29 protein-coding genes are annotated in these 26,393 nt (G+C 44.5%); 19 read left to right on the top strand and 10 right to left on the bottom strand.

The window, feature by feature from the left end; genetic code table 11:
- Window positions 1-29: 29 nt before the first annotated feature.
- The 3 genes from bshB2 to pdxK form a co-directional block, all read right to left on the bottom strand.
- Window positions 30-701: a bacillithiol biosynthesis deacetylase BshB2 gene (gene bshB2, locus AC59HZ_RS20490; protein WP_496547631.1), complete on the bottom strand. Its 672-nt coding sequence runs from the start codon at window positions 699-701 to the stop codon at window positions 30-32.
- 23 nt (window positions 702-724) lie between these two features.
- The gene (locus tag AC59HZ_RS20485; protein WP_496547630.1) at window positions 725-1,072 is read right to left on the bottom strand and encodes a YojF family protein; all 348 of its coding nucleotides are present in this window, start codon (window positions 1,070-1,072) and stop codon (window positions 725-727) included.
- A gap of 148 nt (window positions 1,073-1,220) precedes the next feature.
- Complete coding sequence (pdxK, locus tag AC59HZ_RS20480; protein WP_496547629.1) at window positions 1,221-2,057, bottom strand: pyridoxine/pyridoxal/pyridoxamine kinase; 837 nt, start codon at window positions 2,055-2,057, stop codon at window positions 1,221-1,223.
- Window positions 2,058-2,484: 427 nt separating this feature from the next.
- Between pdxK and mobA the strand changes: the two genes are divergently transcribed.
- The 6 genes from mobA to AC59HZ_RS20450 all read left to right on the top strand — a co-directional run bounded on the left by mobA (window position 2,485) and on the right by AC59HZ_RS20450 (window position 5,846).
- On the top strand, window positions 2,485-3,096 hold the full coding sequence (gene mobA / locus AC59HZ_RS20475) for a molybdenum cofactor guanylyltransferase (protein ID WP_496547628.1): 612 nt from the start codon (window positions 2,485-2,487) through the stop codon (window positions 3,094-3,096).
- A gap of 34 nt (window positions 3,097-3,130) precedes the next feature.
- Complete coding sequence (locus AC59HZ_RS20470; RefSeq protein WP_496547627.1) at window positions 3,131-3,598, top strand: molybdenum cofactor biosynthesis protein MoaE; 468 nt, start codon at window positions 3,131-3,133, stop codon at window positions 3,596-3,598.
- Window positions 3,591-3,824: a molybdopterin converting factor subunit 1 gene (gene moaD, locus AC59HZ_RS20465; RefSeq protein WP_496547626.1), complete on the top strand. Its 234-nt coding sequence runs from the start codon at window positions 3,591-3,593 to the stop codon at window positions 3,822-3,824. The genes AC59HZ_RS20470 and moaD overlap by 8 nt, the downstream gene beginning before the upstream one ends.
- Window positions 3,825-3,916: 92 nt before the next feature.
- Window positions 3,917-4,936, top strand: a complete 1,020-nt coding sequence (locus tag AC59HZ_RS20460; protein ID WP_496547737.1) for a thiazole biosynthesis adenylyltransferase ThiF — start codon at window positions 3,917-3,919, stop codon at window positions 4,934-4,936.
- A 162-nt stretch (window positions 4,937-5,098) separates the two neighbouring features.
- Window positions 5,099-5,395: a YwdI family protein gene (locus tag AC59HZ_RS20455; protein ID WP_496547625.1), complete on the top strand. Its 297-nt coding sequence runs from the start codon at window positions 5,099-5,101 to the stop codon at window positions 5,393-5,395.
- A 79-nt stretch (window positions 5,396-5,474) separates the two neighbouring features.
- Window positions 5,475-5,846 (top strand): DUF423 domain-containing protein, encoded by a 372-nt coding sequence (locus tag AC59HZ_RS20450; protein ID WP_335445303.1) that lies wholly within the window; start codon window positions 5,475-5,477, stop codon window positions 5,844-5,846.
- Between the two features lie 43 nt (window positions 5,847-5,889).
- Here AC59HZ_RS20450 and gerQ read toward each other — a convergent pair whose 3' ends face one another.
- Together gerQ and hemQ are read right to left on the bottom strand one after the other, a co-directional pair.
- Window positions 5,890-6,348 (bottom strand): spore coat protein GerQ, encoded by a 459-nt coding sequence (gerQ, locus tag AC59HZ_RS20445; protein WP_496547624.1) that lies wholly within the window; start codon window positions 6,346-6,348, stop codon window positions 5,890-5,892.
- A gap of 182 nt (window positions 6,349-6,530) precedes the next feature.
- Complete coding sequence (gene hemQ / locus AC59HZ_RS20440) at window positions 6,531-7,274, bottom strand: hydrogen peroxide-dependent heme synthase (protein WP_430063906.1); 744 nt, start codon at window positions 7,272-7,274, stop codon at window positions 6,531-6,533.
- 234 nt (window positions 7,275-7,508) lie between these two features.
- Here hemQ and pta point away from each other — a divergent pair, with 234 nt between their 5' ends.
- Window positions 7,509-8,480 (top strand): phosphate acetyltransferase, encoded by a 972-nt coding sequence (gene pta, locus AC59HZ_RS20435; protein WP_496547623.1) that lies wholly within the window; start codon window positions 7,509-7,511, stop codon window positions 8,478-8,480.
- A 238-nt stretch (window positions 8,481-8,718) separates the two neighbouring features.
- Window positions 8,719-9,549 (top strand): octanoyl-[GcvH]:protein N-octanoyltransferase, encoded by an 831-nt coding sequence (gene lipL / locus AC59HZ_RS20430; RefSeq protein WP_496547622.1) that lies wholly within the window; start codon window positions 8,719-8,721, stop codon window positions 9,547-9,549.
- A 185-nt stretch (window positions 9,550-9,734) separates the two neighbouring features.
- Here lipL and AC59HZ_RS20425 read toward each other — a convergent pair whose 3' ends face one another.
- Window positions 9,735-10,472: an RsfA family transcriptional regulator gene (locus AC59HZ_RS20425; RefSeq protein ID WP_496547621.1), complete on the bottom strand. Its 738-nt coding sequence runs from the start codon at window positions 10,470-10,472 to the stop codon at window positions 9,735-9,737.
- Window positions 10,473-10,725: 253 nt separating this feature from the next.
- On the opposite strand from AC59HZ_RS20425, the gene AC59HZ_RS20420 reads away from it, so the two are divergent.
- The 3 genes from AC59HZ_RS20420 (at window position 10,726) to AC59HZ_RS20410 (ending at window position 12,926) form a co-directional block, all read left to right on the top strand.
- Window positions 10,726-10,947: a YuzB family protein gene (locus AC59HZ_RS20420; protein ID WP_289986904.1), complete on the top strand. Its 222-nt coding sequence runs from the start codon at window positions 10,726-10,728 to the stop codon at window positions 10,945-10,947.
- A gap of 128 nt (window positions 10,948-11,075) precedes the next feature.
- The gene (locus tag AC59HZ_RS20415; protein ID WP_496547620.1) at window positions 11,076-12,374 is read left to right on the top strand and encodes an HD domain-containing protein; all 1,299 of its coding nucleotides are present in this window, start codon (window positions 11,076-11,078) and stop codon (window positions 12,372-12,374) included.
- A gap of 48 nt (window positions 12,375-12,422) precedes the next feature.
- Window positions 12,423-12,926, top strand: a complete 504-nt coding sequence (locus tag AC59HZ_RS20410) for a YwgA family protein (protein WP_496547619.1) — start codon at window positions 12,423-12,425, stop codon at window positions 12,924-12,926.
- Between the two features lie 130 nt (window positions 12,927-13,056).
- Here AC59HZ_RS20410 and thmT read toward each other — a convergent pair whose 3' ends face one another.
- Entirely contained in the window at window positions 13,057-13,242 is a 186-nt protein-coding gene (gene thmT, locus AC59HZ_RS20405; protein ID WP_496547618.1) for a 2-hydroxymuconate tautomerase, read from the bottom strand.
- A 159-nt stretch (window positions 13,243-13,401) separates the two neighbouring features.
- Here thmT and AC59HZ_RS20400 point away from each other — a divergent pair, with 159 nt between their 5' ends.
- Complete coding sequence (locus AC59HZ_RS20400) at window positions 13,402-14,061, top strand: site-2 protease family protein (protein WP_496547617.1); 660 nt, start codon at window positions 13,402-13,404, stop codon at window positions 14,059-14,061.
- A gap of 17 nt (window positions 14,062-14,078) precedes the next feature.
- Window positions 14,079-14,588: a YwhD family protein gene (locus AC59HZ_RS20395; RefSeq protein WP_496547616.1), complete on the top strand. Its 510-nt coding sequence runs from the start codon at window positions 14,079-14,081 to the stop codon at window positions 14,586-14,588.
- A gap of 124 nt (window positions 14,589-14,712) precedes the next feature.
- Here AC59HZ_RS20395 and AC59HZ_RS20390 read toward each other — a convergent pair whose 3' ends face one another.
- Entirely contained in the window at window positions 14,713-16,782 is a 2,070-nt protein-coding gene (locus AC59HZ_RS20390; RefSeq protein ID WP_496547615.1) for a transglycosylase domain-containing protein, read from the bottom strand.
- 201 nt (window positions 16,783-16,983) lie between these two features.
- On the opposite strand from AC59HZ_RS20390, the gene speE reads away from it, so the two are divergent.
- From speE to AC59HZ_RS20365, 5 genes are all read left to right on the top strand, one after another.
- The gene (speE, locus tag AC59HZ_RS20385) at window positions 16,984-17,811 is read left to right on the top strand and encodes a spermidine synthase (protein ID WP_430063896.1); all 828 of its coding nucleotides are present in this window, start codon (window positions 16,984-16,986) and stop codon (window positions 17,809-17,811) included.
- Window positions 17,812-18,084: 273 nt separating this feature from the next.
- On the top strand, window positions 18,085-18,957 hold the full coding sequence (speB, locus tag AC59HZ_RS20380; protein WP_496547614.1) for an agmatinase: 873 nt from the start codon (window positions 18,085-18,087) through the stop codon (window positions 18,955-18,957).
- A 184-nt stretch (window positions 18,958-19,141) separates the two neighbouring features.
- Window positions 19,142-19,549 carry a YwiB family protein gene (locus AC59HZ_RS20375; protein WP_496547613.1) on the top strand — a complete coding sequence of 136 codons (408 nt, stop codon included), beginning with the start codon at window positions 19,142-19,144 and terminating at the stop codon, window positions 19,547-19,549.
- Window positions 19,546-21,216: an arginine--tRNA ligase gene (argS, locus tag AC59HZ_RS20370; protein ID WP_496547612.1), complete on the top strand. Its 1,671-nt coding sequence runs from the start codon at window positions 19,546-19,548 to the stop codon at window positions 21,214-21,216. The genes AC59HZ_RS20375 and argS overlap by 4 nt, the downstream gene beginning before the upstream one ends.
- Window positions 21,217-21,369: 153 nt before the next feature.
- Window positions 21,370-21,549: an H-type small acid-soluble spore protein gene (locus AC59HZ_RS20365; RefSeq protein WP_496547611.1), complete on the top strand. Its 180-nt coding sequence runs from the start codon at window positions 21,370-21,372 to the stop codon at window positions 21,547-21,549.
- A 55-nt stretch (window positions 21,550-21,604) separates the two neighbouring features.
- Here the strand turns inward: AC59HZ_RS20365 and uvsE are convergent, their stop codons facing one another.
- Together uvsE and cls are read right to left on the bottom strand one after the other, a co-directional pair.
- Window positions 21,605-22,561: a UV DNA damage repair endonuclease UvsE gene (gene uvsE, locus AC59HZ_RS20360; protein WP_496547610.1), complete on the bottom strand. Its 957-nt coding sequence runs from the start codon at window positions 22,559-22,561 to the stop codon at window positions 21,605-21,607.
- A 187-nt stretch (window positions 22,562-22,748) separates the two neighbouring features.
- Entirely contained in the window at window positions 22,749-23,942 is a 1,194-nt protein-coding gene (gene cls, locus AC59HZ_RS20355) for a cardiolipin synthase (protein ID WP_496547609.1), read from the bottom strand.
- Between the two features lie 185 nt (window positions 23,943-24,127).
- Here cls and AC59HZ_RS20350 point away from each other — a divergent pair, with 185 nt between their 5' ends.
- A complete protein-coding gene (locus AC59HZ_RS20350; protein WP_496547608.1) occupies window positions 24,128-26,233 on the top strand; it encodes a 4Fe-4S dicluster domain-containing protein in 2,106 nt (701 codons plus the stop codon).
- Window positions 26,234-26,393: the final 160 nt, after the last annotated feature.

The raw sequence follows: 26,393 nt of genomic DNA, 5'->3' as shown, positions 1-26,393 counted from the left end.
CTTTTAATAATCAGAACAGGCTTTTCAATTTAGTTAGCAAATTTATAAGTCCAAAACCGTTCATTGTTAATCCACACCATGATTTGCGGGTCTTGGTTTTTCAACTTCTCCTCCACATCTTTAAACATCTGCTCGGTCTGTGAGCGGTGGGCTTGAATCGCTGCGAGCTTTTTCTCTGCCACAGGGGCGATGTTGTTGATAATGTCTGCCTCGCCAAGATCCTCGACGCAATTATTTGAAAAAGCGACACAGTGTAACGTTGGCCGCGCGGCGGCAGGAAGCTTTTCAACAGCTCTTACGACAGCCGCGCCGGTGGCGTCATGGTCAGGGTGAACAGAATAGCCGGGATAAAAAGTAATGATTAAGGAAGGATTTAATTCTTTAATGAGTTCTGACATGGTGTTTGTCAGCTTATCTTCATCCTCAAATTCAATTGTTTTATCGCGGAAGCCGAGCATCCTGAGATCCTGAATGCCCAGAACCCGGGCAGCCTCCTGCAATTCTTTTTTTCTTATTTTAGGAAGGTTTTCCCGATTAGTAAATGGGGGATTCCCCATGTTTCGTCCCATTTCCCCTAGAGTTAAACAAGCATACGTCACCGGGGTTCCATTTTGCACATGAGTGGCAATCGTTCCGGATACTCCAAATGCCTCATCATCAGGGTGAGGGAAAACGACCAGGACTTGACGTTCTTTTTCCATCTTCATTCTCCTTTCCACATTGCTTAAGCAAATGGTGTAGTACTGATTTCTAGTGCAACGGCGAGCCTTCCTTCATTGTCGTGGCCGGCCATCAAAAGGTGATTTTCTTCATCTATTTCAAAATGTGTGATCCCTTCGGCATAAACCCAGCCGAGGTTAATTTTTAAACCAACCCGGTATGGTCCTTTGCCAGTGATTTTCCCTAATTCATAACGGACAAGGGCATTCCGGATATAGGCTCCCGCATTAAAGAAAGATTGATCTTTATGGGATGCATAGGCTCCGTTCGTTGTTTCAAGGTGAATGTAGACATCTTTATTCGCAAAATGATTAATGGCTTCTTGGACCTTTTTAATATCGATTAACTCCAAAGCTAATGTCTCCTTTCCCTTTTGTACCTAATGAATATTTTTCATTAATAATGTAATCATCATACTAAAATCTGTTAAAAAATGCGAAAAACATGCACAAAAAAGAACCGGACCATAAAGCACCGGTTCTCCTCCACACTATTTACTCTTAACAATCTTCGCAATACTCGGTAACGGCTCCGGCACTGCGGTACGCCCCGTGCCAGGTCGGACCAACGTATTCATTTAAGCGGAAGCCCTGATGGATGCCCGCTGAAACAAATTGCTTCGCCACATCGACTGCTTCATAAACGGACAGACCCTTTGCCAATCCAGCCGTGACAGCAGAAGAATTGGTACAGCCTGCCCCATGAGTGAAGGTGGTCTCAATTTTTGGAGACTCGTAAATGGTGAATTCCTTTCCATCATATAAAAGATCGATGGACTTTTCTTCTGACTGAAGCTTGCTGCCACCTTTAATGAGGACATGCTTCGCGCCTAAATCATGAATTTTCACGGCGGCGTTTTTCATGTCATCCAGCGTACGCGGTGTACCTGTCCGGGCAAGTTGGCCTGCTTCAAACAGATTTGGTGTCACCACAAAGGCTCTTGGCAATAACAGCTCACGCATGGCATCCGCTGTCTCCGGATTTAGCACCTCATCTTCACCTTTACACACCATAACAGGGTCAATCACGACGCGCCCAAGTTTGTGCTCGTCCATTTTTCTTGCCGCTAATTCGATGATTTCAACCGTTCCAAGCATCCCCGTTTTCATGGCGTCAATGCCGACAGAGAGAATCGTTTCCAGTTGCTTTTCGAGGATATTCACATCAATTGGGAAAACCTCATGATGCCAATTGTTTTTCGGGTCCATTGTTACGATGCAGGTAAGGGCTGTCATTCCATATACGCCAAGCTCTTGAAATGTCTTTAGGTCAGCTTGAATCCCTGCTCCACCGCTTGAATCTGAACCGGCAATGGTTAATACCTTATTAATTGTCATTATGTAATCAACCTCCTCATTCTAGAAAACCTCTTCTATATTATAATTCATCTTTTTAAATTTAACAGAAATCCGCAATAGTTGACAGAAAAATGACAAAAGAACCATTTTTACTATTTACAAGTTCTTAGTGTGATAAAAATTACTTTCAAATAATAAATGGAAAAGTACGATTTAAGAAACAAGCGTTTAGCTGGTTTGCTGTGAAAATGTGAAAATCCCTGGAATGCCTCTCATGGTGGCAATAAAGACCATAAAGCGATCCAATTCATACAAATGAAGGGGAGAACGTATCGCAAATCCAAGTTTGCGAACTGTACAACAGCTATATTAAAATGAATGATACAAGACAAAATATCGAATAGCCCTCTGCTGCCTAGGAAAATGGGCATAACGCAGTTGGGGAACTGAAAAAAGAGGGTGCTTCATGAAAGCGGCGGCCATTATTTTATCTGGCGGGAAATCGAGCCGGATGGGCACAAATAAAGCCCTATTAAAAATAAACGAGAAAACCAATATTGAGAGAATCCGTGATACGCTTCATGACTCGTTTGATGATATCATTCTAGTAACGAATGATTCAAAACAATATGAGTTTTTGAATATAAAAATGGCGGCGGATCACTTTCCAGGCAAGGGGCCGCTCGCTGGACTGCATGCAGGTCTAACGGTAAGCGAATATAATGTGAACTTCATTGTCGCTTGTGATATGCCGTTTGTATCCGGCAGGCTTGCAGAGAAACTCGTCAGTCTGTGCGGCGAATTTGATGCAGTTGTTCCTGTCATCAACGGAAAACAGCATCCGTTATTTGCAGCGTTTAAAAAAGGTGCCGCCGAGAAAGCCGCACAATCTATCGAAACAGGAAATCTTCGCATGAAAGACCTGCTAGAGCGATTGCATGTCTTATTTGTAACGGAAAATGAGCTTAAGAACTTTATTAATACCGATATTGAGCGTGTTTTTTTTAATATGAATCATCCTGACGAATACGAAGACGCCAAAAAGTGGGCTAAAGCAGAACATTTTCCTTTGCTGTGACCGGCTCTGCTAAAATATAATGGAGGGTGACAAAATGAAAATGTATGAGATTTCAAAGGAACCGATTAATATACAAGCGGTGATTGATAAAGTGGTGCAGCGCGAAGCAGGCGCGATTACCACTTTCATCGGCACCGTCCGCGAATTAACGCATGGCAAGAAAACCTTATTTTTAATCTATGAAGCATATGAAGCGATGGCGGTTAAGAAGCTCGAGCAGATCGGTTCGGAAATAGAAGAGCGTTGGGAGGGCTCCCGCGTCGCGATTACCCACCGGGTAGGGCGCTTAAATATTACGGATGTTGCGGTCGTGATCGCAGTATCGACGCCGCACCGCGCTGATGCTTATGAAGCGAACCGCTATGCAATTGAGCGCATCAAAGAAATTGTCCCAATTTGGAAAAAAGAGCATTGGGAGGACGGCGAGGCCTGGATGGGTAATCAGCTCGAAACGGTTGCCTACCCGAGCGGCAAGCCTGAGGAGAGTGACTTGAATGAATAAAGTGTTGTTTTTTGCGCATTTACGGGATGTCGTCGGCGATGAGTTTCTGACTGTGGACGCCAGCGGGAAAACGGTCGCTGAATTGAAAGCAGACTTGGCGGCTCGGTACGACCTGCCGCGAATGGAAACCGTCATGACCGCGATTAACGAAGAGTTTGCTTCCAATGACGAGGTCATCCGTGACGGTGATGAAATTGCTTTTATTCCGCCTGTGAGCGGTGGTTGATTTTTAGATTCACAAATAAAGTAGGCAAAAAATAATGAATTAGTGCACTAAGCTCGCCAAACGGCGAGTTTTCTATTAGCGGGGTGGAAAATTTGAACGAACGCTATTCAAGGCAGGTCCACTTTCCAGGCATCGGCAAAGACGGACAAGCGAAAATTAGTGAAAAACATGTTTTAATAATCGGAGCCGGGGCGCTCGGTTCAGGAAATGCTGAAGTTTTGACCCGAGCAGGCGTCGGTCGGATCACCATCATCGATCGAGATTACGTCGAAGCAAGTAACCTGCAGCGGCAGCAACTCTACACGGAAGAAGATGTGGCCGAGAAGCTTCCGAAGGCAGCTGCTGCGGAGAAACGTCTGCGGGCCATTAATTCCGATGTAGAAATCCGGGCGATCATTGGTGATGCTACCCCTGAATTGCTGGAAGAGCTCGTCAGTGGTGTGGATGTAATGATTGATGCGACCGACAATTTTGAAACGCGGATGGCGATGAACGATGTATCGCAAAAATATAACGTTCCGTGGATTTACGGCGCTTGTGTCGGCAGCTTTGGCATGAGTTTTTCGATTATTCCGGGGAAAACACCGTGCTTGAACTGCCTTCTGCGCAGCATACCGCTTCAGGGGATGACCTGTGATACAGGCGGAATTATTTCTCCTGCGGTACAAATGGTCATCGCCCATCAGACGGCTGAAGCATTAAAAATATTGGCTGAGGATTGGGAGGCAGTGCGTACATCGTTTGTCAGCTTTGATTTATGGAGAAATCAATATACGAGTTTGAAAATGTCGAAGGCGAAGTTTGCCGGCTGCTTGTCCTGCGGTGAGGAGCGGACCTACCCGTATCTTGACCAGGAAAATATGATGAAAACGACAGTGCTGTGCGGCCGCGATACGGTGCAAATCCGCCCTTCCTCGGCAGGAGAGATTTCACTTGAACAGCTTGCCGGCCAACTTAGTTCACTTGGATATACTGTTAAAGGGAATCCTTATTTAGTGTCAGTAGGAATGGGTCCGGAGCGGATGGTAATTTTTCAAGACGGCCGCGCCCTCATTCATGGAACAAAGGATTTGACCCATGCGAAGTCTATTTACCAGAGAATCCTAGGATAATCTCAATCCCGTGCCTACATTGGTGCGGGTATTTTATTTGACATAAAATGACATGTTTCACGTGGAACATGAAAATATTGTCACCCCGCACGGTCTAATTTTTCGTAAAAAAGTCAATACTCAGGTAGAATAGAAGCGAGTCTTAATTTTGAGGTGTCAAACGTGAATATATCCATCCAAAAACTATTAGACAAAATGGAAACAGAATTAAAGCAGGCGCAAACAGCTCAGAAGGAAGAAAGCTTGCGGGAAAAGATTTACTCTATTAAAATATTATGCGAATTGATACTGGAAGAAAAGCCTGGTATAAGGGATGCTTCATGGAATCCAGCCACTCAGGTTCAGGTCCAGCCTGTTATTACGCAGCCGGTATTTCAAAATCAGCCAGTATCACTGCAGCAGCCTAAAAAATTAGAATTAGGTAACGAAGCAAACGGCGATTCGTTATTCGATTTTTAGCTGAGGCGCCTTGAACTGGGGTTTATGACCCCGATCCCCTAGGCGCTGAAGCTAGACAAGAAGGGAAGGAAAATAAAAGATGAAAACCTTTATTATAATCGGTGCCATCAATGCCTTTTTGGCCGTTGCACTGGGTGCCTTTGGAGCACATGGATTAAAGGATAGACTGGATGCTCATTATTTAGATATTTGGAAAACGGGTGTAACCTATCAAATGTTCCATGCCACAGGCCTGTTAATCATTGGCCTTCTTCTCGGCAAGGTTCCAGTCAGCTCCTTGTTTAGCTGGTCCGGATGGTTAATGCTTGCGGGCATCATTTTATTTAGCGGCAGCTTGTACTTATTAAGTTTGACGAAGGTAGGCGTCTTAGGAGCGATTACCCCAATTGGCGGCGTTTGTTTTTTAGCAGCTTGGATTTTGATCATCGTTGGGACGGTAAAACATTTATAAACGAAAAAAGGCATTGGACTCAGGGTCCGAATGCCTTTTTTATTTACCTTGGAGGGAACGTACCTAATTGTTGCCCGCCGCCATATGGATATTCGTACTCGATTTCTTCGGAGAAAGTAATATAGTCCACGGCCACCATTGGAATGAGGAAACGTGTACCTTTTTGTGGATCACTTAAAATAACATGGTCTCTTCCAGCAGCTTCAATGATTCCTCTAAATTCCTTGGAATTCCATGACGTGCTGCCTTCAAAGGTGGCAAAAACACTGACAAGTTTGCCTTTGTTCAAACGTAGAATATTTTCGATGTAGGATTGTTCAATTGGCAGCATGCCTGCTTGTAAAGATGCTACAGCTGCTGCTTGTTGCGGCGTTGGCATAACGCCCGCGACGGGCGGCTGAACCCCTTGTTGGGCACCAGGGTAATAAGGCTGCCCCGCTGCTCCTGGCTGCCCTGCTGGATTATAAGGCTGAAATCCTTGTGGATTGTAATATTGACTCATCTTTTTCCCTCCTAAAAATGTGGCTCAACATTCTATTCATACTCCCAAAAGCCCAAATTGGTTCCTGCAGACTTTTATCAAGACTCGCTGTTTTATTAGTATGAGGGAAAGTCCTAAGATATGACTTAAGGTTTAGGCGGAAAAATAAAAAAGCTCCCAGCGAAAGCCGGAGCTTTTATGAATTAAACATGAAGGAATTTTGGTACGCGTTCTTCCTCTAACAGATTGCCGACAAAGAAAGCTCCAAATTCACCGTAGCGCGCACTGACTTCATCAAAACGCATTTCATAGATTAGCTTTTTAAACTGAAGTACATCTTCAGCAAATAGGGTTACGCCCCATTCGTAATCGTCAAAACCAACAGAGCCAGTGATGATTTGCTTCACCTTTCCAGCATATGTACGTCCGATCATGCCATGGCTGCGCATCATATTACGGCGCTCCTCCATCGGCAGCATGTACCAGTTGTCACTGCCCTGGCGGCGCTTATCCATTGGATAGAAGCAAACATGCTTTGTTTTCGGAAGCGTCGGATACAGACGCGCAAGGATTTGCGGATTTTGGTATGGGTCTTCACCGGCCGGCAAATAGTTGCTCAGTTCCACGACTGATACATAGGAATGAGCTGGAATCGTGAATTCCGCTAATTTTGTTTTATTGAATTCGGTTTCAATTTCATTTAATTCTTCCATGGTTGGACGAAGGATCATCATCATAAAATCAGCCTTTTGGCCAACGATTGTATAAAGGGCATGGCTGCCTTCTTTGCGTTCCTGGGTGGTATTCCATTTTTCAACTAGACTTAAAAACTCGTGGATGGCCGATTGGCGCTCATCGCTCGAAAGCATCTTCCAGGTCGTCCAATCTACCGTACGAAAATCATGCAGGCAATACCAGCCATCAAGCGTTTGTGCTGCTTCACTCATTACAATCACTCCTAAATAATCATTCTAAATAACTATAACATAGTTTGACCAACAGACGCTTTAATAAAACCTTAAAGGATATTTTTATAAAAAATAGTAAATAGTAAAGGTGAGAGTGTAATTTTTTGAAAACAAAAACATTTTGAGTGAAAACGTTCTCTGTGAGTAAAATCATTGAAATTTTAGTCAGGTAAAGTATGCTTGGTAGGTAGTTTTTTTAGGGAGGTTTGTTTTGTGAGTGATTTATTTGAAGGCTTGAAGCAAAAGATTTCCGGACGTGATGTAAAAATTGTTTTTCCAGAAGGCTTGGATGAGCGGGTTATTCGTGCGGCCGGCCGTTTGGCAGAGGAAAAGCTGCTGACCCCGATTTTGGTTGGCAACATTGAACAGGTGCAAGCAAAAGCGGATGAGTTCGGTGTTTCCTTGGAAGCGGCGGAAATCTATGACCCTGCGAACTATGCAGGAATGGATGAGCTTGTCGCGGCATTTGTCGACCGCCGCAAGGGTAAAGCGACTGAAGAGGATGCGCGAAAAATCTTGCTTGATGAAAACTATTTCGGCACGATGCTGGTGTATTTAAATAAAGCGCATGGCTTGGTCAGCGGTGCGGCCCACTCCACAGCCGATACGGTCCGCCCAGCGTTGCAAATCATTAAGACTAAGGAAGGCGTGCGGAAAACTTCCGGTGTGTTTATCATGGTCCGCGGCGATGAGAAATATGTGTTTGCCGATTGCGCGATTAACATTGCACCGGACGCCTCAGATTTAGCGGAGATAGCTATCGAAAGTGCGAAGACGGCGGAGATGTTTGATCTTGAGCCGCGGATTGCGATGCTTTCGTTTTCAACGAAGGGTTCGGCGAAGTCCCCTGAAACGGAAAAGGTTGTCGAAGCCGTTGCTGAGGCGAAGCGCCGTGATGCGTCACTTGTGCTAGATGGGGAATTCCAATTCGATGCCGCGTTTGTTCCATCTGTAGCTAAAAGCAAGGCACCTGGTTCTGTGCTGCAGGGTGACGCGAACGTGTTTATCTTCCCAAGCCTTGAAGCTGGAAACATCGGTTACAAAATTGCCCAGCGTTTAGGCGGGTTTGAAGCAGTGGGCCCGATTTTACAAGGCTTGAATAAGCCGGTTAATGACCTGTCCCGCGGCTGTAATGAAGAAGATGTCTATAAGTTGGCGTTAATTACCGCGGCGCAGGGGTTATAAGTGGTTTTTAGGGAGCTGGTCCGGAGGTGGGCTGGCTCTTTTTTGGTGATTGGACATTTTTGGGGCAGTTTTGGACATTTTTTTGGTTAGTTTGGACAAATTTTAGGGGTTTTTGGACATTTTTCAGTCCTGATTGGACATTTTTAAAGGGTTATTGGACAATTTCACAATATGTGGAATGTAACACCTAGTTTAATTTGATACAATTATCCTATCAAACATTCAAGGAGCTACAAAAATGGAAGGTATACTGCGGCAGCCACAGTGGCGGATTATTGACCAGTCTGCTATAGGCAGTCATTTTCACGCGTTACAGTCATTTGGAACTGATGATACGCTCTGTGCTTCGGTCGGAGCCGGAAAAGCGCCGGCTACTGCAAGGACATGGGTGCATCATAATACCATCGTCCTTGGCATTCAAGATACAAAACTGCCATTCTTACAAGAAGGCATTCAATTTCTCCATAACCAGGGCTATCTGTCTATTGTAAGGAATTCCGGCGGTCTTGCCGTCGTTCTTGATGAAGGCGTCCTCAATATCTCGCTGATTTTTCCCGAGGCTGAGAAAGGGATTGATATCAATCGCGGCTATGAGGCGATGTGGCAGTTGATTCAACAAATGTTTGCTGATTTCCCTCAGCAGATTGAGGCAAGGGAAATTGTCGGATCTTATTGCCCGGGAAGTTATGACCTCAGTATCGGCGGGAGAAAGTTCGCAGGTATTTCCCAGCGCCGCCTCAAAAAAGGAGTAGCCGTTCAGATTTACCTTTGTGTCAATGGCAGCGGCAGCAATCGCGCCGAGCTGATCAGGGAGTTTTACGCAATTGCCAAACAAGGGGAACCAACCAAATTCACCTATCCTGAGATTGTCCCTGACGTAATGGCCTCATTATCTGAGCTTTATCAAACTAACTTTTCGATTGCGGATGTCATGCTCCGGCTATTGAGTCAATTAAAGAAAAACAGCGATTTACTCTACGCCGGCCAGCTCAATGAATTCGAACTCGAGCTCTTGCCTGGTTACTATCAAAGAGTCGTAGAGCGAAATGAGCAAGTAAAAAAGCCGTAAACGTTGATTTACGGCTTTTCTAATTGGATGCTGCCATCCAACCTCTTCTCCCTAAGCTAGCTGTCTGCTGCAACGCCTAGGGGCACGGGGTCATAGGCCAATCCGTCAAGAAGGCTAAAAAGGAGCCTTCTCGCCGGCTCGTCTTATGCCTGTCGCCCCTGTTCAAGGCGCTTCCGCTTTTCTAGTTACTCGGCCACTTTTTCTAGGTTGCCATTACGGTCCATCTTGAATTTAGTAGCGGGTCTTTCTTCTTCTTCAAATAAAACAAGCTTTCTGGCGCGGTTCATGATCTTCATTAAGGTCTCGTAATCTTCTTGAATCGTTTCGGTATTTTGCTCGAGATCCCCGATTTTTGCACGCATGTCCTCATTCTGCTTCCGCAGCTCGGCTATTTCACGCTTCAATCTTTCATTCTCACTTTTTAATGCTTCATTTTGCAGATTGGAATGATTGAAGTTTTGCAAGTAATCGATAACAGAATCCAGGTTGAGCCCTGCTGATTGCAGTCTGTAGGTTTGCGCTGTGGCTGGTTTTACATAAGTTTCAGTTGCCAATTCAGCGGTCATATCAGGTAATTCTCTCGAAGTCTCCACTGGTATCTCAACGGACACCGGCATTTCCTCAAACTCTTCAGTCGTAGTAACCGGCGGGCTGTAAAGCAGTTTTTTCTTGCCGCCTTGGTCTTTACCTAAAACTCTTGATCTTTGCTTGCGCTGCTTTTTGGCTAATTGCAAAGCTTTTTCATACGTATGACGTACGACGGCATTCCATCTGAAGCCGCAGGCTGCTGAAGTTCGGTTCAGCTTGTCGCCTACCTCTTCAAAAGCATTCAGCTGGGTACTTCCCTCTCTTACATGCCTGAGGACAGTTTCGGCTAAAAGCAAATCATTCTCATCTGTCCATGCATCTTGACGAACTTTCATATGTTTCAACTCCTTATAAGTTTTCTCGATTTTTAAAAAAGTTCTAGTCTTAGGATGGACAAGTTTTCTAGCCTTTATACCAAAATGGTTAAAAGGATAATAGATTTTTTTAAAAGTTTAATTAATTGATTGCAAAGAATTGTACCTTGCAATGCCTGCCAAGAAAATGTAAAATACCTAAGGAGTTTAATTACGTAACCAATAAGATAAAATAATATATAGCAGTAGATTGACCGAGAAAGGGTTGTAACAAATGTCCAATGAATTTCGTGTTTGCGATGATTGCCAGGCCGTGAATTTAAAGACATTGATCCCTCGTTTGAAAGACATCGATCCGAATGCCGAAATCAAAATCGGCTGCCAGTCCTATTGCGGACCCGGCCGGAAAAAGACCTTTGCCTTCGTTAATAACCGCCCGGTTGCCGCATTAACGGAAGAGGAATTAATGGAGAAAGTAAATAAAAAGATCAAATAATCACCTTTGACCAGTGCGCATAAAGGTGATTTTTCTTTTCGCTTTCTGTCGAAAAATACTGGGGAAAATTGTAGTTTTTTGGGATATAATAGAAAAAAGTGATTTTTCAAAAAGGAAGGGGGAAATCGATGTCATATTCCACTGAAAAACTTACGGAAGAAAAAGTATTTAAGGATCCAGTCCACCGCTATGTTCATGTCCGCGACCGGGCGATTTGGGATCTAATTGGAACAAAGGAATTTCAGCGGCTGCGACGGATTAAACAGCTGGGAACGACTTTTTTAACGTTTCATGGTGCAGAGCACAGCCGTTTCAATCATTCTCTCGGTGTCTATGAAATTGTCCGCCGTATCATCGATGATGTGTTTGCCGGCAGGCCGGAATGGAACGATGACGAACGTCTGCTGACGCTTTGTGCTGCCCTTCTTCATGACCTCGGACATGGCCCGTTCTCCCATTCCTTTGAAAAAGTGTTCGATTTTGACCACGAGGATTTTACCCGCGCGATTATTCTAGGAGATACCGAAGTAAACAAAGTGCTTGTTAGGGTAGGACCGGATTTTCCGGAAAAAGTAGCTGAAGTCATCGCCAAGACTTCCGATAAAAAGCTGGTAGTCAGCCTGATTTCGAGCCAAATTGATGCCGACAGAATGGATTATTTGCAGCGCGATGCTTATTTTACCGGGGTCAGCTATGGCCAATTTGATATGGAGCGGATTTTGCGCGTGATGAGGCCGCGCGAAGATCAAGTCGTCATTAAAAAGAGCGGTATGCATGCTGTTGAGGATTATATTATGAGCCGTTATCAGATGTATTGGCAGGTTTATTTTCATCCGGTGTCTCGCAGCGCCGAGGTACTTTTAACGAAAATTCTTCACCGCGCCAAGCAATTGTTTGAGGAAAACTATTCGTTTAAATATGAGCCGATTCACTTTACCTCCATCTTTCATGAGCAAGTGACATTAGAAGACTATTTAAAATTAGATGAATCTGTTATTTTATATTATTTTCAAATTTGGCAGGAGGAAGCAGATCCGATATTAAGCGATCTTTGCCGCCGGTTTGTCAATCGCAATCTGTTCAAGTATGCGGAATTTGACCCTGCGAAAGAATATAAAAAGCTCGCTGAACTGACGCGCCTTTTTGAAAAAGCAGGGATTGACCCTGATTATTATTTGGTTGTCGATTCGTCTTCGGATTTGCCTTACGACTTTTATCGTCCGGGTGAAGAGGAGGAGCGGCTTCCGATTCATTTGCTGATGCCGAATGGGGAATTAAAGGAGCTATCCAGGGAGTCTGAAATCGTGGATGCGATTTCCGGGAAGAGAAGAACGGACCATAAGCTCTATTACCCGGCTGATTTCCTCAAGGATAACTCTGGTGATGTGAATATCAAAAAGCAAATTCGTGCCCTTTTAGAAATATAAGACTGTTTTGGGTGCCTGACACCCAAATGGAGTAGGAGTTGACGAACGTTGTTAAAAGATCATGCTAAGCTGATGCAGGCGATCCTTGTTTCCGGTGAAATTGTCGGAAGAAAGAAGCTGCAAAAGATGATATATATTGCGAAAAAAGTTGATTTCCCTTTTCAGGAGCGGTTCCAGTTTCATTTTTATGGGCCTTATTCGGAGGAATTGACAACCCGTGTAGAAGAGCTTTGTAATATGGGTTTTCTAAATGAAGTACGGGAGAAAAAGGGCGGCTATTTTCAATATCGCTATACATTGACCGATGCGGGTAAAGAGTTTTTGAGCTTAAATGACGTGGACATGCCATTTTTGCAAGAGTGCCTTGTCGATATGAATGACCAGAATGCTAGATTCCTTGAGCTGGTTTCAACGGTTTTATATTTTGATAATCTTCCAAAAGAAGAAGTCGCAAACAAGGTGTTCACCTTAAAAAGCAGCCAGCGTTACACCGAAGCTGAAATCGATGACGCTTATCAATATATTGGGACGTTAAAGGGAAAAATACAATAAAACAAAACGCTTGGACCAATTCAAAGTCCAAGCGTTTTCTTTTGGGTGTCAGTGTCCGTTTCACGCGGACAAGTGTCTGCGAATGGTGCCTGACACCAAAGATGACACCAACGTTTACACCAACGCCATTTTATTTGTCGCTGAAGCGGACGCCGCCGGTTGCGTAGTGGTTTTTGCTCATTTCTTCGATGAAGATGGTGATGTTTTCTTTTGGTGCGCCGGTGGTTTCGCTGACAGCGGTGGTTACTTTTTCGACAAGCGCCCGCTTTTGGTCTTCCGTGCGGCCTTCTAGCATTTTTACTGTAACGTATGGCATGATATTACCTCCTTTTCATCATAACTTATAGTAGTGTTCCACAAATATTGAAAAAGTGCAATATCAGGGGCCACTTTTGGTTTTCATTTTCCAAGGGGTTTCATGTATACTTAAAGGAAATAGGCAGAGATAACGGGATTCCAAAGGAGGAGAGGCAGGATGGAAGCATTAGAAGGATTTCTTAGATATCCGCTTAGTCTGATTCCCTATGTAGTGATTACTCTGGCGGTGGCCTTCACGGTCCATGAATTTGCTCATGCATTTGTTGCCTATAAATTCGGAGATCAAACAGCGAAAAATCAAGGGCGCCTCACATTGAATCCGCTCAAGCATCTGGATCCAATCGGAACCCTTCTCATTTTTATTGCCGGCTTTGGCTGGGCCCGCCCTGTACCGGTGAACCGCTTTTTCTTTAAAAAACCGCGCCTGGCAAGCATACTGGTTTCAGCTGCCGGTCCGCTAAGCAATTTGATTTTGGCCGTGATTGGCTTTATCGTCGGCTACGGATTAAGCCGGTTTGGCGTCGCGACATCGGAAGTCATTAATAATTTCATCAATATTTTTATCAACCTGAATATTGTTTTGTTTGTTTTTAACCTGCTTCCGTTCCCGCCGCTTGACGGCTACCGAATCATTGAAGACTTGTCACCTAATGATGTCCGGGCTAAAATGACACAATATGAACAGTACGGTGCACTGATTTTTTTAATACTAGTGATTACCCCGCTTGGCCGATATACGATTCAGCCTGTTATGAATAACCTGATCCCTTGGGTAACAGAGGGATTAAGCCATTTCTTTTATACATTGTTTTTTTAGAGGAGGAAATCGCATCAATGGAAGAGAATAAGAAAAAACTTGGCTTTAATATTATAAAAAAAGACCCTTTAGACGGGCATAAAGGCTTTGGGAAGGGCGCGTTAACCCTTGATAATGTTTCACCGGTCATTATTGATGTTGAAGCTGGCGAAGCCGAGATTGATGTTGGTGCCATGCATGCCCGCAGTGCTGTTGAAAAAGGGATTAAATTTTTGCCGAATAAAGAGGAAGTGCCAAACGGCAAGCCGTATTGGCTCATCTGGGTCACAATTGACCGCAATGAAGCAGGGCCTTATTATGCTGGCGTGACCGCCTGTTATATGACAGTAGACCGGGAAATCCGCCGCGGCTACAAGTCTCTTCCAGAGCATGTCAACCGCATGGATAAGTCCTTAAAGCGCTATATCATTGTAGAGGATATGGACCCGAAATCCAAAAAAATATTAGCGGACTTTCTCCTCGCCCACAATGAGGTATTTTGGAATAATTCATCCGAGAATTTGAAAAAAGGTTTATTAGCAGAATAAATATTTTTAACTTGTAGTTTTGCTAAAAAATAGGTAGTATTATAAACAGTGTGTAAGCACTGTAAAACTAGGACAAGAAAAGCTCCGGAGCGATCCGGAGCTTTTCTAATTATCCTAGTAAAATTTAATTACCCCACGGCATAATCTTCTTGTACCAAGGTGTTTTCTTAGTTTTCTTTTTGGCAGCCGGGTTATCATCGGCATGTTTTAAATGCTCGGTGCAATATTCCTTCGGCTCTGTTCCTTCGACAAAGTAGGTGAAGCGGCGGACAGGGCAATCATCCGATGCCAGCTTGCCATTCTCTGGGTCGACGTATACACCGATAACGCCGTCCTTCGGTGGCTTAAAGGCTTTTACGGGCTTGCCTGATAAGGCTTCCTCCATAAAATTTGCCCATATATTTTTAGCGTATGTTTTTTCAGCGGTAAGCTCGAGCGGCTTGCCGACATCATACCCCGCCCAAACTGCCGTGACAAGCTGTGGCGAATACCCAATCATCCAGCTGTCCGTCTCCGTGGAACCTGATTTCCCGGCATATGGCCGAGTAAGGTCTTTAATAACGGTGCTGCCGGTAACCTTGGCATAGCCGTTTAGCTTCGGATCGAAGATACCTGTCAGCATTTGCGTCATCACGAACGCCTTTGCTGGGTCTAGTACTTTTTCGGACTGATTTTCTCTTTCAAAAATCACCTTTCCATTATAATCTTCTACTCTCGTTATTAAGATCGGCTGAACCTTTTTGCCGCCATTTGCAAACATGCTATAGGCATTGGCCATTTCAATTACACGTACACCAGAAGTTCCTAAGGCCAGCGATGGAACCTGATTCATTTTCGTAGAAAGGCCAAATTTTCGGGCCATTTCGATTAATGTACCTTCTCCTAAAAATAAGTGTGTTTTAACGGCAAAAATATTATCGGAAACAGCCAGCGCCTGTGCCAGTGTGATTTCACCATCCGCATACTTGTTGTTAAAATTATGCGGTGTATAATCAGGTGTCCCGTCATCAAAATGGAAAGTGGTAAACTCACTTCTCATCGTTGAGGACGGTGTAAACCCATTTTCAAGGGCAGCGTAATAGAGCAGCGGCTTGATCGTCGAACCAGGCTGTCTGATCGCTTGAACGGCGCGATTAAAGGGACTTTTTTCATAATCCCTGCCACCGACCATCGCTTTGACGTATCCGTTTTTCGGATCCATCGCCACAAGGCCGACCTGAATTTCCGAAGTGTTGGCCACATAGTTATTGACCTGGCTTTCGGCCGCTTTCTGATCCTTTAGATTTAGCGTCGTAAAGACCTTTAAGCCGCCAAGGGCAATCGTACGTTCATTTAAATGAAGCTGGTTCTTTAACGCATTTTTGACAGCATCCTGAAAATAAGGCGCCACCTTCACTTTTTGTGTCTTGTGAACGCCGACTAAAGCGAGCGGCTGCTGGGCGGCAATGTGTGCTTTATTTTTCGAAATGTATCCGTTGTTGACCATGCTTTGCAAGATGATCGCCTGGCGGTTCTTCGCATTTTTCATAGAAGCGAGCGGTGAGTAATAGCCTGGCCCCTTTGGAATTCCAGCGAGCATGCTAGCTTCTGCAAGGGTTAATTCGGATGCTTTTTTGCCAAAATAATATTGGCTGGCCGCTTCGACACCATAAGCCCCGTTGCCATAATAAATCGTATTTAAATAGCCTTCGAGAATATCCTTTTTTGAATAATTCATTTCAAGGCGGATCGTATAGAAGGCCTCAAGCATTTTCCGCTTCCATGTTTTATCGTGCTCAAGAAAAAGGTTGCGGGCATATTGCTGGGTAATGGTGCTTGCACCTTGCACCTTAGCAAATGCCTGAACATCGGCAATCACGGCACCGGCAATCCGTTTAAAATCAAAGCCATGATGCTCGTAAAAATTTTTATCCTCAATCGATACCGTCGCATTCACGAGGTCTGGTGAAATATCCTTCATGCCAACCCAGTAGCGCTTTTGACCACTGTTACTTTCGCCGATTAACGTGCCATCTTCGGCGAAAAATAACGTTGATTGCGGAACAGCCAGCGGCGGCGCTCCCAAAATTTTGGCATAGCCAAGGATGCCGAGGAAGAGAATGAGCATACAAATCATGCCGATCAAACTGATGAAGATGAGAGCACGCAAATATTTAATTGTTTTTCGAAACCCGTGATTAGTCATGATTTCCATTTCGTTCACTCCCTTTCCACTTTTTGAAAAAATTGATAGTAATAGTATTGAAAAAATAGAGTTGTTTTAAACATTTCCCACCGAAAAATGAAATATTTTCTTTAAAATTGCTAGACTTTTTTTTCTGGTTGTATTTCAATAGGTTGGGTAGTATAAAAATTAGAGGCAATTTTATGAAAATGATATGGAAGGAAGATGAACATGGCCATTTGGTTCACGGAGAAGCAAACCGAAAACTTCGGTATCACCATGAAAGTTAATAAAACCTTACATACAGAGCAAACAGAATTCCAAAAGTTAGATATGATTGAAACAGAAGAATGGGGCAACATGCTTTTGCTCGATGACATGGTTATGACGTCTGTGAAGGATGAATTCGTTTACCATGAAATGGTGGCGCATATTCCATTGTTCACTCATCCAAACCCTGAAAACGTTTTGGTTGTCGGCGGAGGCGACGGAGGGGTTATCCGTGAAGTATTGAAGCACCCAAGCGTGAAGAAAGCGACTCTTGTTGATATTGATGGAAAAGTGATTGAGTATTCTAAGAAGTTTCTTCCGGAGATTGCTGGCATGTTAGAGGATCCTCGTGTGGATGTACGTGTAGACGATGGCTTTATGCATATTGCTAAAAGCGAAAATGAGTATGACGTCATTATGGTTGACTCAACAGAGCCGGTAGGGCCAGCGGTTAATCTATTTACAAAAGGATTCTACGCTGGAATTTCTAAAGCATTAAAAGAAGACGGTATTTTTGTGGCGCAGTCGGACAACCCATGGTTCAAGGCAGATTTAATCCGCAACGTGCAGCGCGACGTTCGCGAAATCTTCCCAATCACACGTTTGTATGTTGCGAATATCCCAACGTACCCAAGCGGTTTATGGGCATTTACAATTGGTTCGAAGAAATACGATCCATTAGAAGTCAGCGAAGATCGCTTCCACGAAATCGAAACGAAATACTACACAAAAGAACTTCACAAAGCAGCGTTTGTGCTGCCTAAGTTTGTTGGAGATTTGTTGAAGTAAAAACAGCGGGTAGACTAGACTGTTTTAGGTTCTAAGGGACAAAACAGGTTGAAAAAACGAGTGAAATGTCTCATAGAGGGGTTCTACGGGACAAAACAGGCTGAAAAAACGAGTGAAATGTCTCATAGAGGGGTTCTAAGAGACAAAACAGGCTGAAAAAACGAGTGAAATGTCTCATAGAGGGGTTCTACGGGACAAAACAGGTTGAAAAAGCCAGAGAAATGTCCCATAGAGGGACTAATGTGAAATATATATAAAGTGAGGAATGCTTAGATGCGTTTTGATGAGGCTTATTCGGGCAATGTGTTTATTAAGAGTCATCCGAGTTATGAGGAGAGCCAGGTTGTATTGTACGGGATGCCGATGGATTGGACAGTGAGCTACCGTCCGGGGTCACGTTTTGGTCCGGCCCGTATCCGCGAGGTGTCGATTGGTCTAGAGGAGTACAGTGCTTATCTTGACCGCGAACTAGAAGAGGTAAAATATTTTGATGCCGGTGATATTCCGCTTCCATTTGGAAATCCACAGCGAAGCATTGATATGATTGAAGAATATGTGGACCAGCTTCTGGCTGCGGATAAGTTCCCGCTTGGCATGGGCGGAGAACATTTAGTATCTTGGCCAGTTATGAAAGCTGTCTATAAGAAATACCCAGATTTAGCAATTATCCATTTTGATGCGCATACCGATTTACGTGAGCACTATGAAGGCGAACCGTTATCACATTCGACGCCGATCCGCAAGATTGCGGAACATATCGGACCGCAAAATGTTTATTCATTCGGAATTCGTTCCGGAATGAAGGAAGAGTTTGAGTGGGCGAAACAAAACGGCATGCATATTTCCAAATTTGAAGTGCTGGAGCCGCTAAAAGAAATCCTGCCTCAGCTTGCCGGCCGTCCGGTATATGTTACGATTGATATCGATGTCTTGGATCCAGCTCATGCTCCTGGTACAGGTACGGTCGATTGCGGCGGAATCACTTCAAAAGAACTGCTTGCCTCCATTCATGAGATTGCTCGTTCTGAAGTGAAGGTTGTCGGCGGTGACCTTGTAGAGGTTGCTCCAATTTACGACCCGTCCGAGCAGACTGCCAATACCGCGAGCAAACTAATCCGCGAAATGATTCTTGGCTGGGTGAAATGATTTTTTCCTATTGAAATAATAGTTTAGTGGTGCCTGTCCCATAGGGGCGGGCATCTTTTGATTTGTATAGTTTCAATGTTTATAATAGGTAAAGTATGCGGTAAAAGAGCGCGGTCAATGATGTAGACTAGAATAATGAAAAAGAGCTTTACAAAGTTCCTTTTACAAAAGGGAGTGTAAATGGTTGGATAACGCAGAAATTCCTGTGAGGATTAAGGTAAAAACGACGATTGACCGGAAGGAGAGCTTTGAGCTCCAAGTTTTGGGCCAATACTTTCAAAAGGGAGAGGCAACCTTTTTAAAGTATGAGGAAGTGCAGGAAGAAGGCACGGTAAGGACGATTGTCAAAGTGGCTGGCAATGAGGCGCTGATATTGCGCGGCGGTGCGGTGAAGATGCGGCTTCCATTTGAGCTAAATCGAACACTAAGGGGCAGCTACGAAATGCCGTTTGGCACGTTTGAAACCCTGACGTTGGCGAAACGGATTGAGCACACCGAGGGGCGGATTGACATCCTTTACGATTTTGCAATGCAAGGCGAGCATGCCGGTACATATCATTTAGAAATAACATTTCAGGAGGAGCGGAAATGAATATAGTAGAACAGGTACAAAGTAAGCTTAAGGAAGAGATTCGCGCGGCGGTGCTGAAGGCAGGGCTTGCAGCTGAGGACCAGATTCCCGATGTGATTCTGGAAACACCGAAAGAGAAAGCGCACGGGGATTACTCGACGAATATGGCGATGCAGTTAGCAAGGGTTGCAAAAAAGGCGCCTCGGATGATTGCGGAAAGCTTAATTGAAAATTTCGACCGCTCAAAGGCTTCGATTGAAAAAATTGAATTGGCGGGGCCGGGCTTTATTAATTTTTATATGAACAATGCTTATTTAACCGACTTGATTCCGACGGTACTTGAGGCTGGCGACAAGTACGGTGAAACGACGGTGGGTGGCAGCCAAAAAATCCAGGTCGAGTTTGTTTCTGCGAATCCGACCGGTGACCTTCACTTAGGACATGCCCGCGGTGCGGCGGTCGGCGATTCGCTTTGCAACATTTTGGACATGGCCGGATATGATGTTTCGCGCGAATATTATATTAATGATGCCGGCAACCAGATTAATAATCTGGCATTATCCGTGGAGGCGCGTTATTTCCAGGCGCTTGGAATGGATAAAGAAATGCCGGAGGACGGCTATCATGGGGCCGACATTATCGGCATCGGCAAGCGTCTAGCCGAGGAGTTTGGAGAAAAATATGTTGGCGTTTCTGATGAGGAACGTTTTGAGTTTTTCCGTGAGTATGGCCTGAAGTACGAAATGGCGAAATTGAAGCGCGATTTAGAGGACTTCCGGGTTGGTTTTGATGTGTGGTACTCAGAAACCTCTCTTTATAAAAATGGCAAAATTGACGTGGCGCTTGAGGCACTCAAAGCAAGCGGCTATATCTATGAGCAGGATGGCGCGACGTGGCTCCGTTCGACAGACTTAGGCGATGACAAGGACCGCGTTTTGATCAAGCAGGATGGTTCCTATACGTACTTGACACCGGATATTGCCTATCACAAGGACAAGATGGAGCGCGGCTTTGAAAAGTTGATTAACATCTGGGGTGCAGACCACCATGGTTATATCCCTCGGATGAAAGCGGCGATTCAGGCGCTCGGGTATGACCGCGAGGCGTTAGAGGTCGAGATCATTCAACTCGTTCACTTGTATAAAAATGGCGAGAAGATGAAGATGAGCAAACGGACAGGAAAAGCCGTCACAATGCGTGATTTGGTTGATGAGGTCGGCCTCGATGCGACCCGTTACTTCTTTGCGATGCGCAGCTCGGATACGCATCTTGATTTTGATTTGGATTTAGCGGTATCGCAGTCGAATGAAAATCCAGTTTATTATGCGCAGTATGCCCATGCGAGGATTTGCAGCATTTTGCGTGCCGGCGAAGAACAGGGCATTAAGATAGATTCTGGTGCAGATTTTTCATTGGTAGGGTCTGAAAAGGAAATCGATTTGTTGAAAAAGCTGGGCGAATTCCCTGCTGCTGTAGCGGAAGCTGCATTGAAGCGTGTGCCGCACCGCATCACGAATTATATTTTTGAATTAGCGTCCGCCTTCCACAGCTTTTACAATGCCGATAAGGTACTGGACCTCGAGCAGCAAGAACGCAGTAAGGCGCGCCTCGCACTTGTGAAGGCCGTAAAGATTACGTTAAAAAATGCATTGGCGTTGATCGGGGTTGCGGCGCCAGAAAAAATGTAACTGTTGGTGGCACTCTCATTGGAATGAGGGTGTCTTTTTTTGAGGTGACCGATAAATAGATAACTCCTTTTATTTTTCCAAAAAAGTGAATATCCTCCTTAAAAAAACAAATATTAATAGAGTATTTTAGCAAGTGAGGAGTGAACCGAACGCATGAATGTTGGAAGAGCGAAGGAAATTGCCGATTCGGCGGATATGATTAATGTGACCTATGAGGGGACGCAGGTCATCATCCAGCATGTGGATGAAATGACAAAAATGGCGCGGATCTATTCACGGCAGGATCCGGAGAATGAACGAGAAGTCCCTGTTTTAAATCTGATTGAAGAGTAAAAGTCTCCGATGCGACCCGGAGACTTTTTTTATTTGGGCAAGGAATAGTATCGCCTTATTTCACCTTAATCGCCCCGCCGCTAACACGCTTAAACTCCCGTAGTTTACTTAAGTCCTCCACCAACATCAGGGCAGCTTGGTCCTTCGCTTTGGCCTCAATCATAAAATCAACATCCTGATCAAACTCTTTTAAAATCTTCAAAAACGGCATAACAAACTCAGGATCGACGAAATCGGCATGGGAGCGGAATTCCTTCTCGGACTTCGGCGAGGAAATATGAATTTTTGGCACAATCGGTTTATGCGACCAAGTTTGAAAAATGCGCGGCAGCAAGTCCACAAGCGGCGCTTCGCATAGGTTCGCCATATGGTGATGATAATCAAACACAAATGGAATTCCCTCTTTTTCACAAACCGATAGTGTCTCCTCAGCCGTATACGTTTTATCGTCATTTTCTAACGTCATCACTTGTTTAATAGGAGTGGGCAGCGTCGTTAAATTTTCATGAAACCGGGCCAGTGCCTGTTGTTTATCTCCGTACGCCCCGCCAATATGGATATTAATCAGACCCACGTCTTCAAGCCCCATAGCTTCAAACATTTGATAATGGTATGTCATGTCTACGACAGCATTTTCGGTAATCTTCGCTTTCGGTGAGGTGAAAAGCGTAAATTGATTTGGATGAAAGCTGACTCGGAGCCGCTTTTTCTGTACAATCGCCCCAATCTCCTGCCACTCGCTTCTGAACGGCGAAATAAAGTCCCAGCGTATTTCCGGGTGGGTGGCAAGCGGAACGATAGAGCTTGAAAAACGGTACAGCTCCAGCTCATGGGCAATATTGTAGTATAGCATGCGGAGGGTGTGGTTTAGGTTTTGCTTTGTCACCTCGAACAATTTTTCCTCGCGCTCCTCTACACCCATTTGCTGATACCTCGTAAAGGTGAGCGTCTTGGCAGGGGAGGCATCCCACAGGCTGATCGCATGAGCCACATAGCCGAAACGAATTTTCATTTGCGAAAACTCCATTCTTTTATAAAGGTTCTTTTCGTAAACTATGTTGCTTTTGGAATTTATTAAGGGTTATTTACAAAGTTTCTAGGCAATTTTCGCAAATGTTCTTACGAAAGATGCTACGAAGAATTAAGATATACGGGTTGATGAACTTATACGAAAAACAACAATCTTTGCGAAAATGCCTTTATAAAAAATAAGCAATCGCACAAGCAATGCTTTCTTTTACTTTCCTGAAAAAAGAGCCATGATTGAGGTCTGTTAATGACAACGGCTCGGAATCAGCGATGTCCTTTTTTAGAACTGCCCGCAAGCGTTCAATAAAGGCGGGATCATACAGATAGCAATTGATTTCTTTGTTTAAAAAGAAACTGCGTTGGTCGAAGTTAGCGGTGCCGATGTCACAGATTTTGTCATCGATGACGATTGTTTTGGCATGATAAAAACCATTTTTATATTGAAAAATCTCCGCCCCTTTATGAAGAAGCCTGCGTAAATAGCGGTACGAAGCTTCCTGAACAAGGATATGGTCAGAAGTATAGGGAACCACAACCGTAATGCTCACGCCGCGGCGTGCCGCCCCCAGCAGCTCGGCAAAAACCTTCCGGCTTGGAATAAAATAGGGCGAACCAATAATAATGGAACTGGCGGACTTACGGATCAAACGAATAAACCAATCCTCCAGATGACCTGCTTCCGTCGGCACAAACTGGTGACGGACCTCACCTTTCAGCAGTTTAGGAAAGTAATGCTCTGAACGCTGCAAATCCTCCCCAGCATACTCCTTCCAATCCATTAAAAACTCACTCTGCAAAAAATCGACGCTCTCGCCGGTTATTTTTAAATGATAATCTCGCCAGGGGCTCAGCTTGGGATCGCCATCAATATACTCCTCGCCAATATTAAACCCGCCAAGATAACCAATTTCCCCATCAATAATTGAAATCTTGCGGTGATTCCGAACCTGTGAGGAGTAAAACAGAAAGGGAAGCTTAATCCGGTTGCTAAAGGCAAAATGTATGCCTGCTGCCCGCAAATCCTGGACGATCTTCTTCTTGACTTTCCAGCTGCCGAGCCGGTCGACGAGCAGCCGGACTTCCACCCCTTGACGCGCTTTTTCTTTTAACAGCGAGAAAAATTCCTGGCCAAACGTATCGTCCTTCACAATATAAAACAAGACATGAATATGCTTTTTTGCCTGGCGGATTTCGGCGAAATAATCGAGGAACAGTTCCTTGCCATGAGTGAAAATCTCAAAATTCCCATGAAGAATGGCCGTTTCGGTATCGCGGGATATTGAAAGATGTTTCCTTCGGCCTAATTTAAAATCTAAAACCATCCAAAGAATGATCAGCCCAATCAAAATAAGTGCAAATTGCATGTGGAATCGTTCCTCCAATCCGTCTTGTTAGTTTTTCCCAAGGCCATGATTTCTATAAGTCGAACGATTCTTTCAAAAAACTGGTTGACTGAATGCTCATTCATAATATAATAGAGTTAAATAGGATTCAGAAAATTATTTATTTTCAACAACTTATAAAACATACAACGAAAGGGGCGTTTTATGTGAATGGTTTATTATGGCTTAACCTGATTGCATTCTTAGTTGTAACCGCTTACGCGATCAGCTTGTTCGTTTACGTCGTCAAAACGCGGATTGAATTCATCAGGCTTGGCAAAAAAGTCGAGTTTGACAAAAATGTCAAAGAGCGTCTGCAAAAAATTTGGGTCAATGTTTTTGGACAGAAAAAGCTTTTAAAGGACAAAAAGAGTGGTGCCATCCACGTCATGTTCTTTTACGGCTTTATTCTCGTTCAATTCGGTGCGATTGATTTCATTTGGAAGGGACTTGCCCCAGGCTCACACCTGCCGCTAGGTCCGCTTTATGCAGGGTTTACATTTTTCCAAGAGATTGTCACTTTAATGATTTTAGTTGCGGTTATCTGGGCTTTCCACCGCCGCTATGTTGAAAAACTTGTTCGGTTGAAGCGCAATTTTAAATCAGGCCTTGTCTTATTATTTATCGGCGGCTTGATGGTTTCTGTTTTAATCGGAAATGGAATGGGCATTATCTGGCACGGCGATGAAACATCTTGGACAGAGCCAGTCGCTTCTGTGATTTCGGTTATCTTTTCAGGCATTGGTGAAACCGCATCCATTGTGATCTTCTATATTGCATGGTGGGCTCATCTTTTGTTCTTGTTAACCTTCTTAGTTTACGTACCGCAGTCAAAGCACGCGCACTTAATCGCAGGACCGGCGAACGTGTATTTTAACCGTTTAGAAAAACCAGGCAAGCTGAAAAAAGTTGATTTTGAAGATGAATCCCAAGAATCCTTCGGGGTAGGAAAAATTGAAGACTTCACGCAGCACCAAATGATCGATTTTTATGCCTGCGTAGAGTGCGGACGCTGTACCAACATGTGTCCGGCTACTGGCACAGGAAAAATGCTGTCGCCAATGGATTTAATTGTGAAAATGCGTGACCATTTAACCTTCCACGGCGCCGCAGTAACGCAAAAGCAGCCATGGGTGCCAACCTTTGCTTTTAGCGGTACAAAAGGAAACCAAATTGCTTTGGCTGCGAGCGGACAAGGTGCACAAGAGTCAGCAGCAGCACTTGCTTACAGTCCAAGCCTGATTGGCGATGTCATTACCGAAGAAGAAATTTGGGCTTGTACAACATGCCGTAACTGTGAAGATCAGTGTCCTGTTATGAACGAGCATGTTGATAAAATTATTGACCTTCGCCGTTATTTAGTTTTAACAGAAGGCAAAATGGATGCCGACGCACAGCGTGCGATGACCAATATCGAACGCCAGGGCAACCCTTGGGGCTTAAACCGTAAAGAGCGCGAAAACTGGCGCGAAGTCCGCGAGGATGTTCATATTCCAACTGTGAAGGAAATGAACAAGGCTGGCGAAGAGTTCGAATACCTTTTCTGGGTTGGTTCCATGGGCTCTTACGACAACCGCAGCCAAAAGATTGCTTTGTCATTTGCGAAGCTGTTGAACGAAGCCGGCGTGAAGTTTGCTATCTTAGGCAACAAAGAGAAAAACTCCGGCGATACACCGCGCCGTTTAGGGAACGAGTTCTTATTCCAGGACTTGGCGGCAAAAAATATCGAGGAATTTGAAAAGGCAGAGGTTAAGAAGATCGTAACGATTGACCCGCATGCCTACAATATTTTCAAAAATGAATACCCTGACTTTGGTTTGGAGGCAGAGGTTTATCACCATACGGAAGTTCTGTTTGAGCTTGTGAGGGATGGCCGCCTCGTACCGAAGAATGCGGTTAACGAAACCATTACGTTCCATGATTCTTGTTACTTAGGCCGTTACAATGACGTGTACGATGCCCCGCGTGAGATCCTGAAAGCCATTCCAGGTGTGAAGTTGGTGGAAATGGAGCGAAACCGCGAAAAAGGCATGTGCTGCGGCGCCGGCGGCGGTTTGATGTGGATGGAGGAAGAAACAGGAAACCGTATCAACGTAGCAAGAACGGAGCAGGCGCTTGAAGTCAATCCATCCGTTATCAGTTCGGGCTGTCCATACTGCTTAACGATGATTACCGACGGAACGAAGGCAAAGGAAGTGGAAGAAAAGGTGTCCACATATGATGTTGCCGAACTTTTAGAAAAAGCAGTCTGTGGTGAATTAAAAGCATCTTAAGAAATTTTAACATGTTGATTGGAGCGGAAGGCACGAGACCTGTGGGGTCTCTCCGACCCGCCCTAAGGTGCGCGAAGTACCTGGAGCGGAAATCAACATCGCTATTGAATATATGGTAGAGGTTGAGTATTTTCGTGAATTCATAAAATTTTAGGAATTT

This window comes from Neobacillus sp. DZ-9 (assembly GCF_059587065.1).
This window is presented reverse-complemented; position numbering and strand designations above follow the sequence as displayed.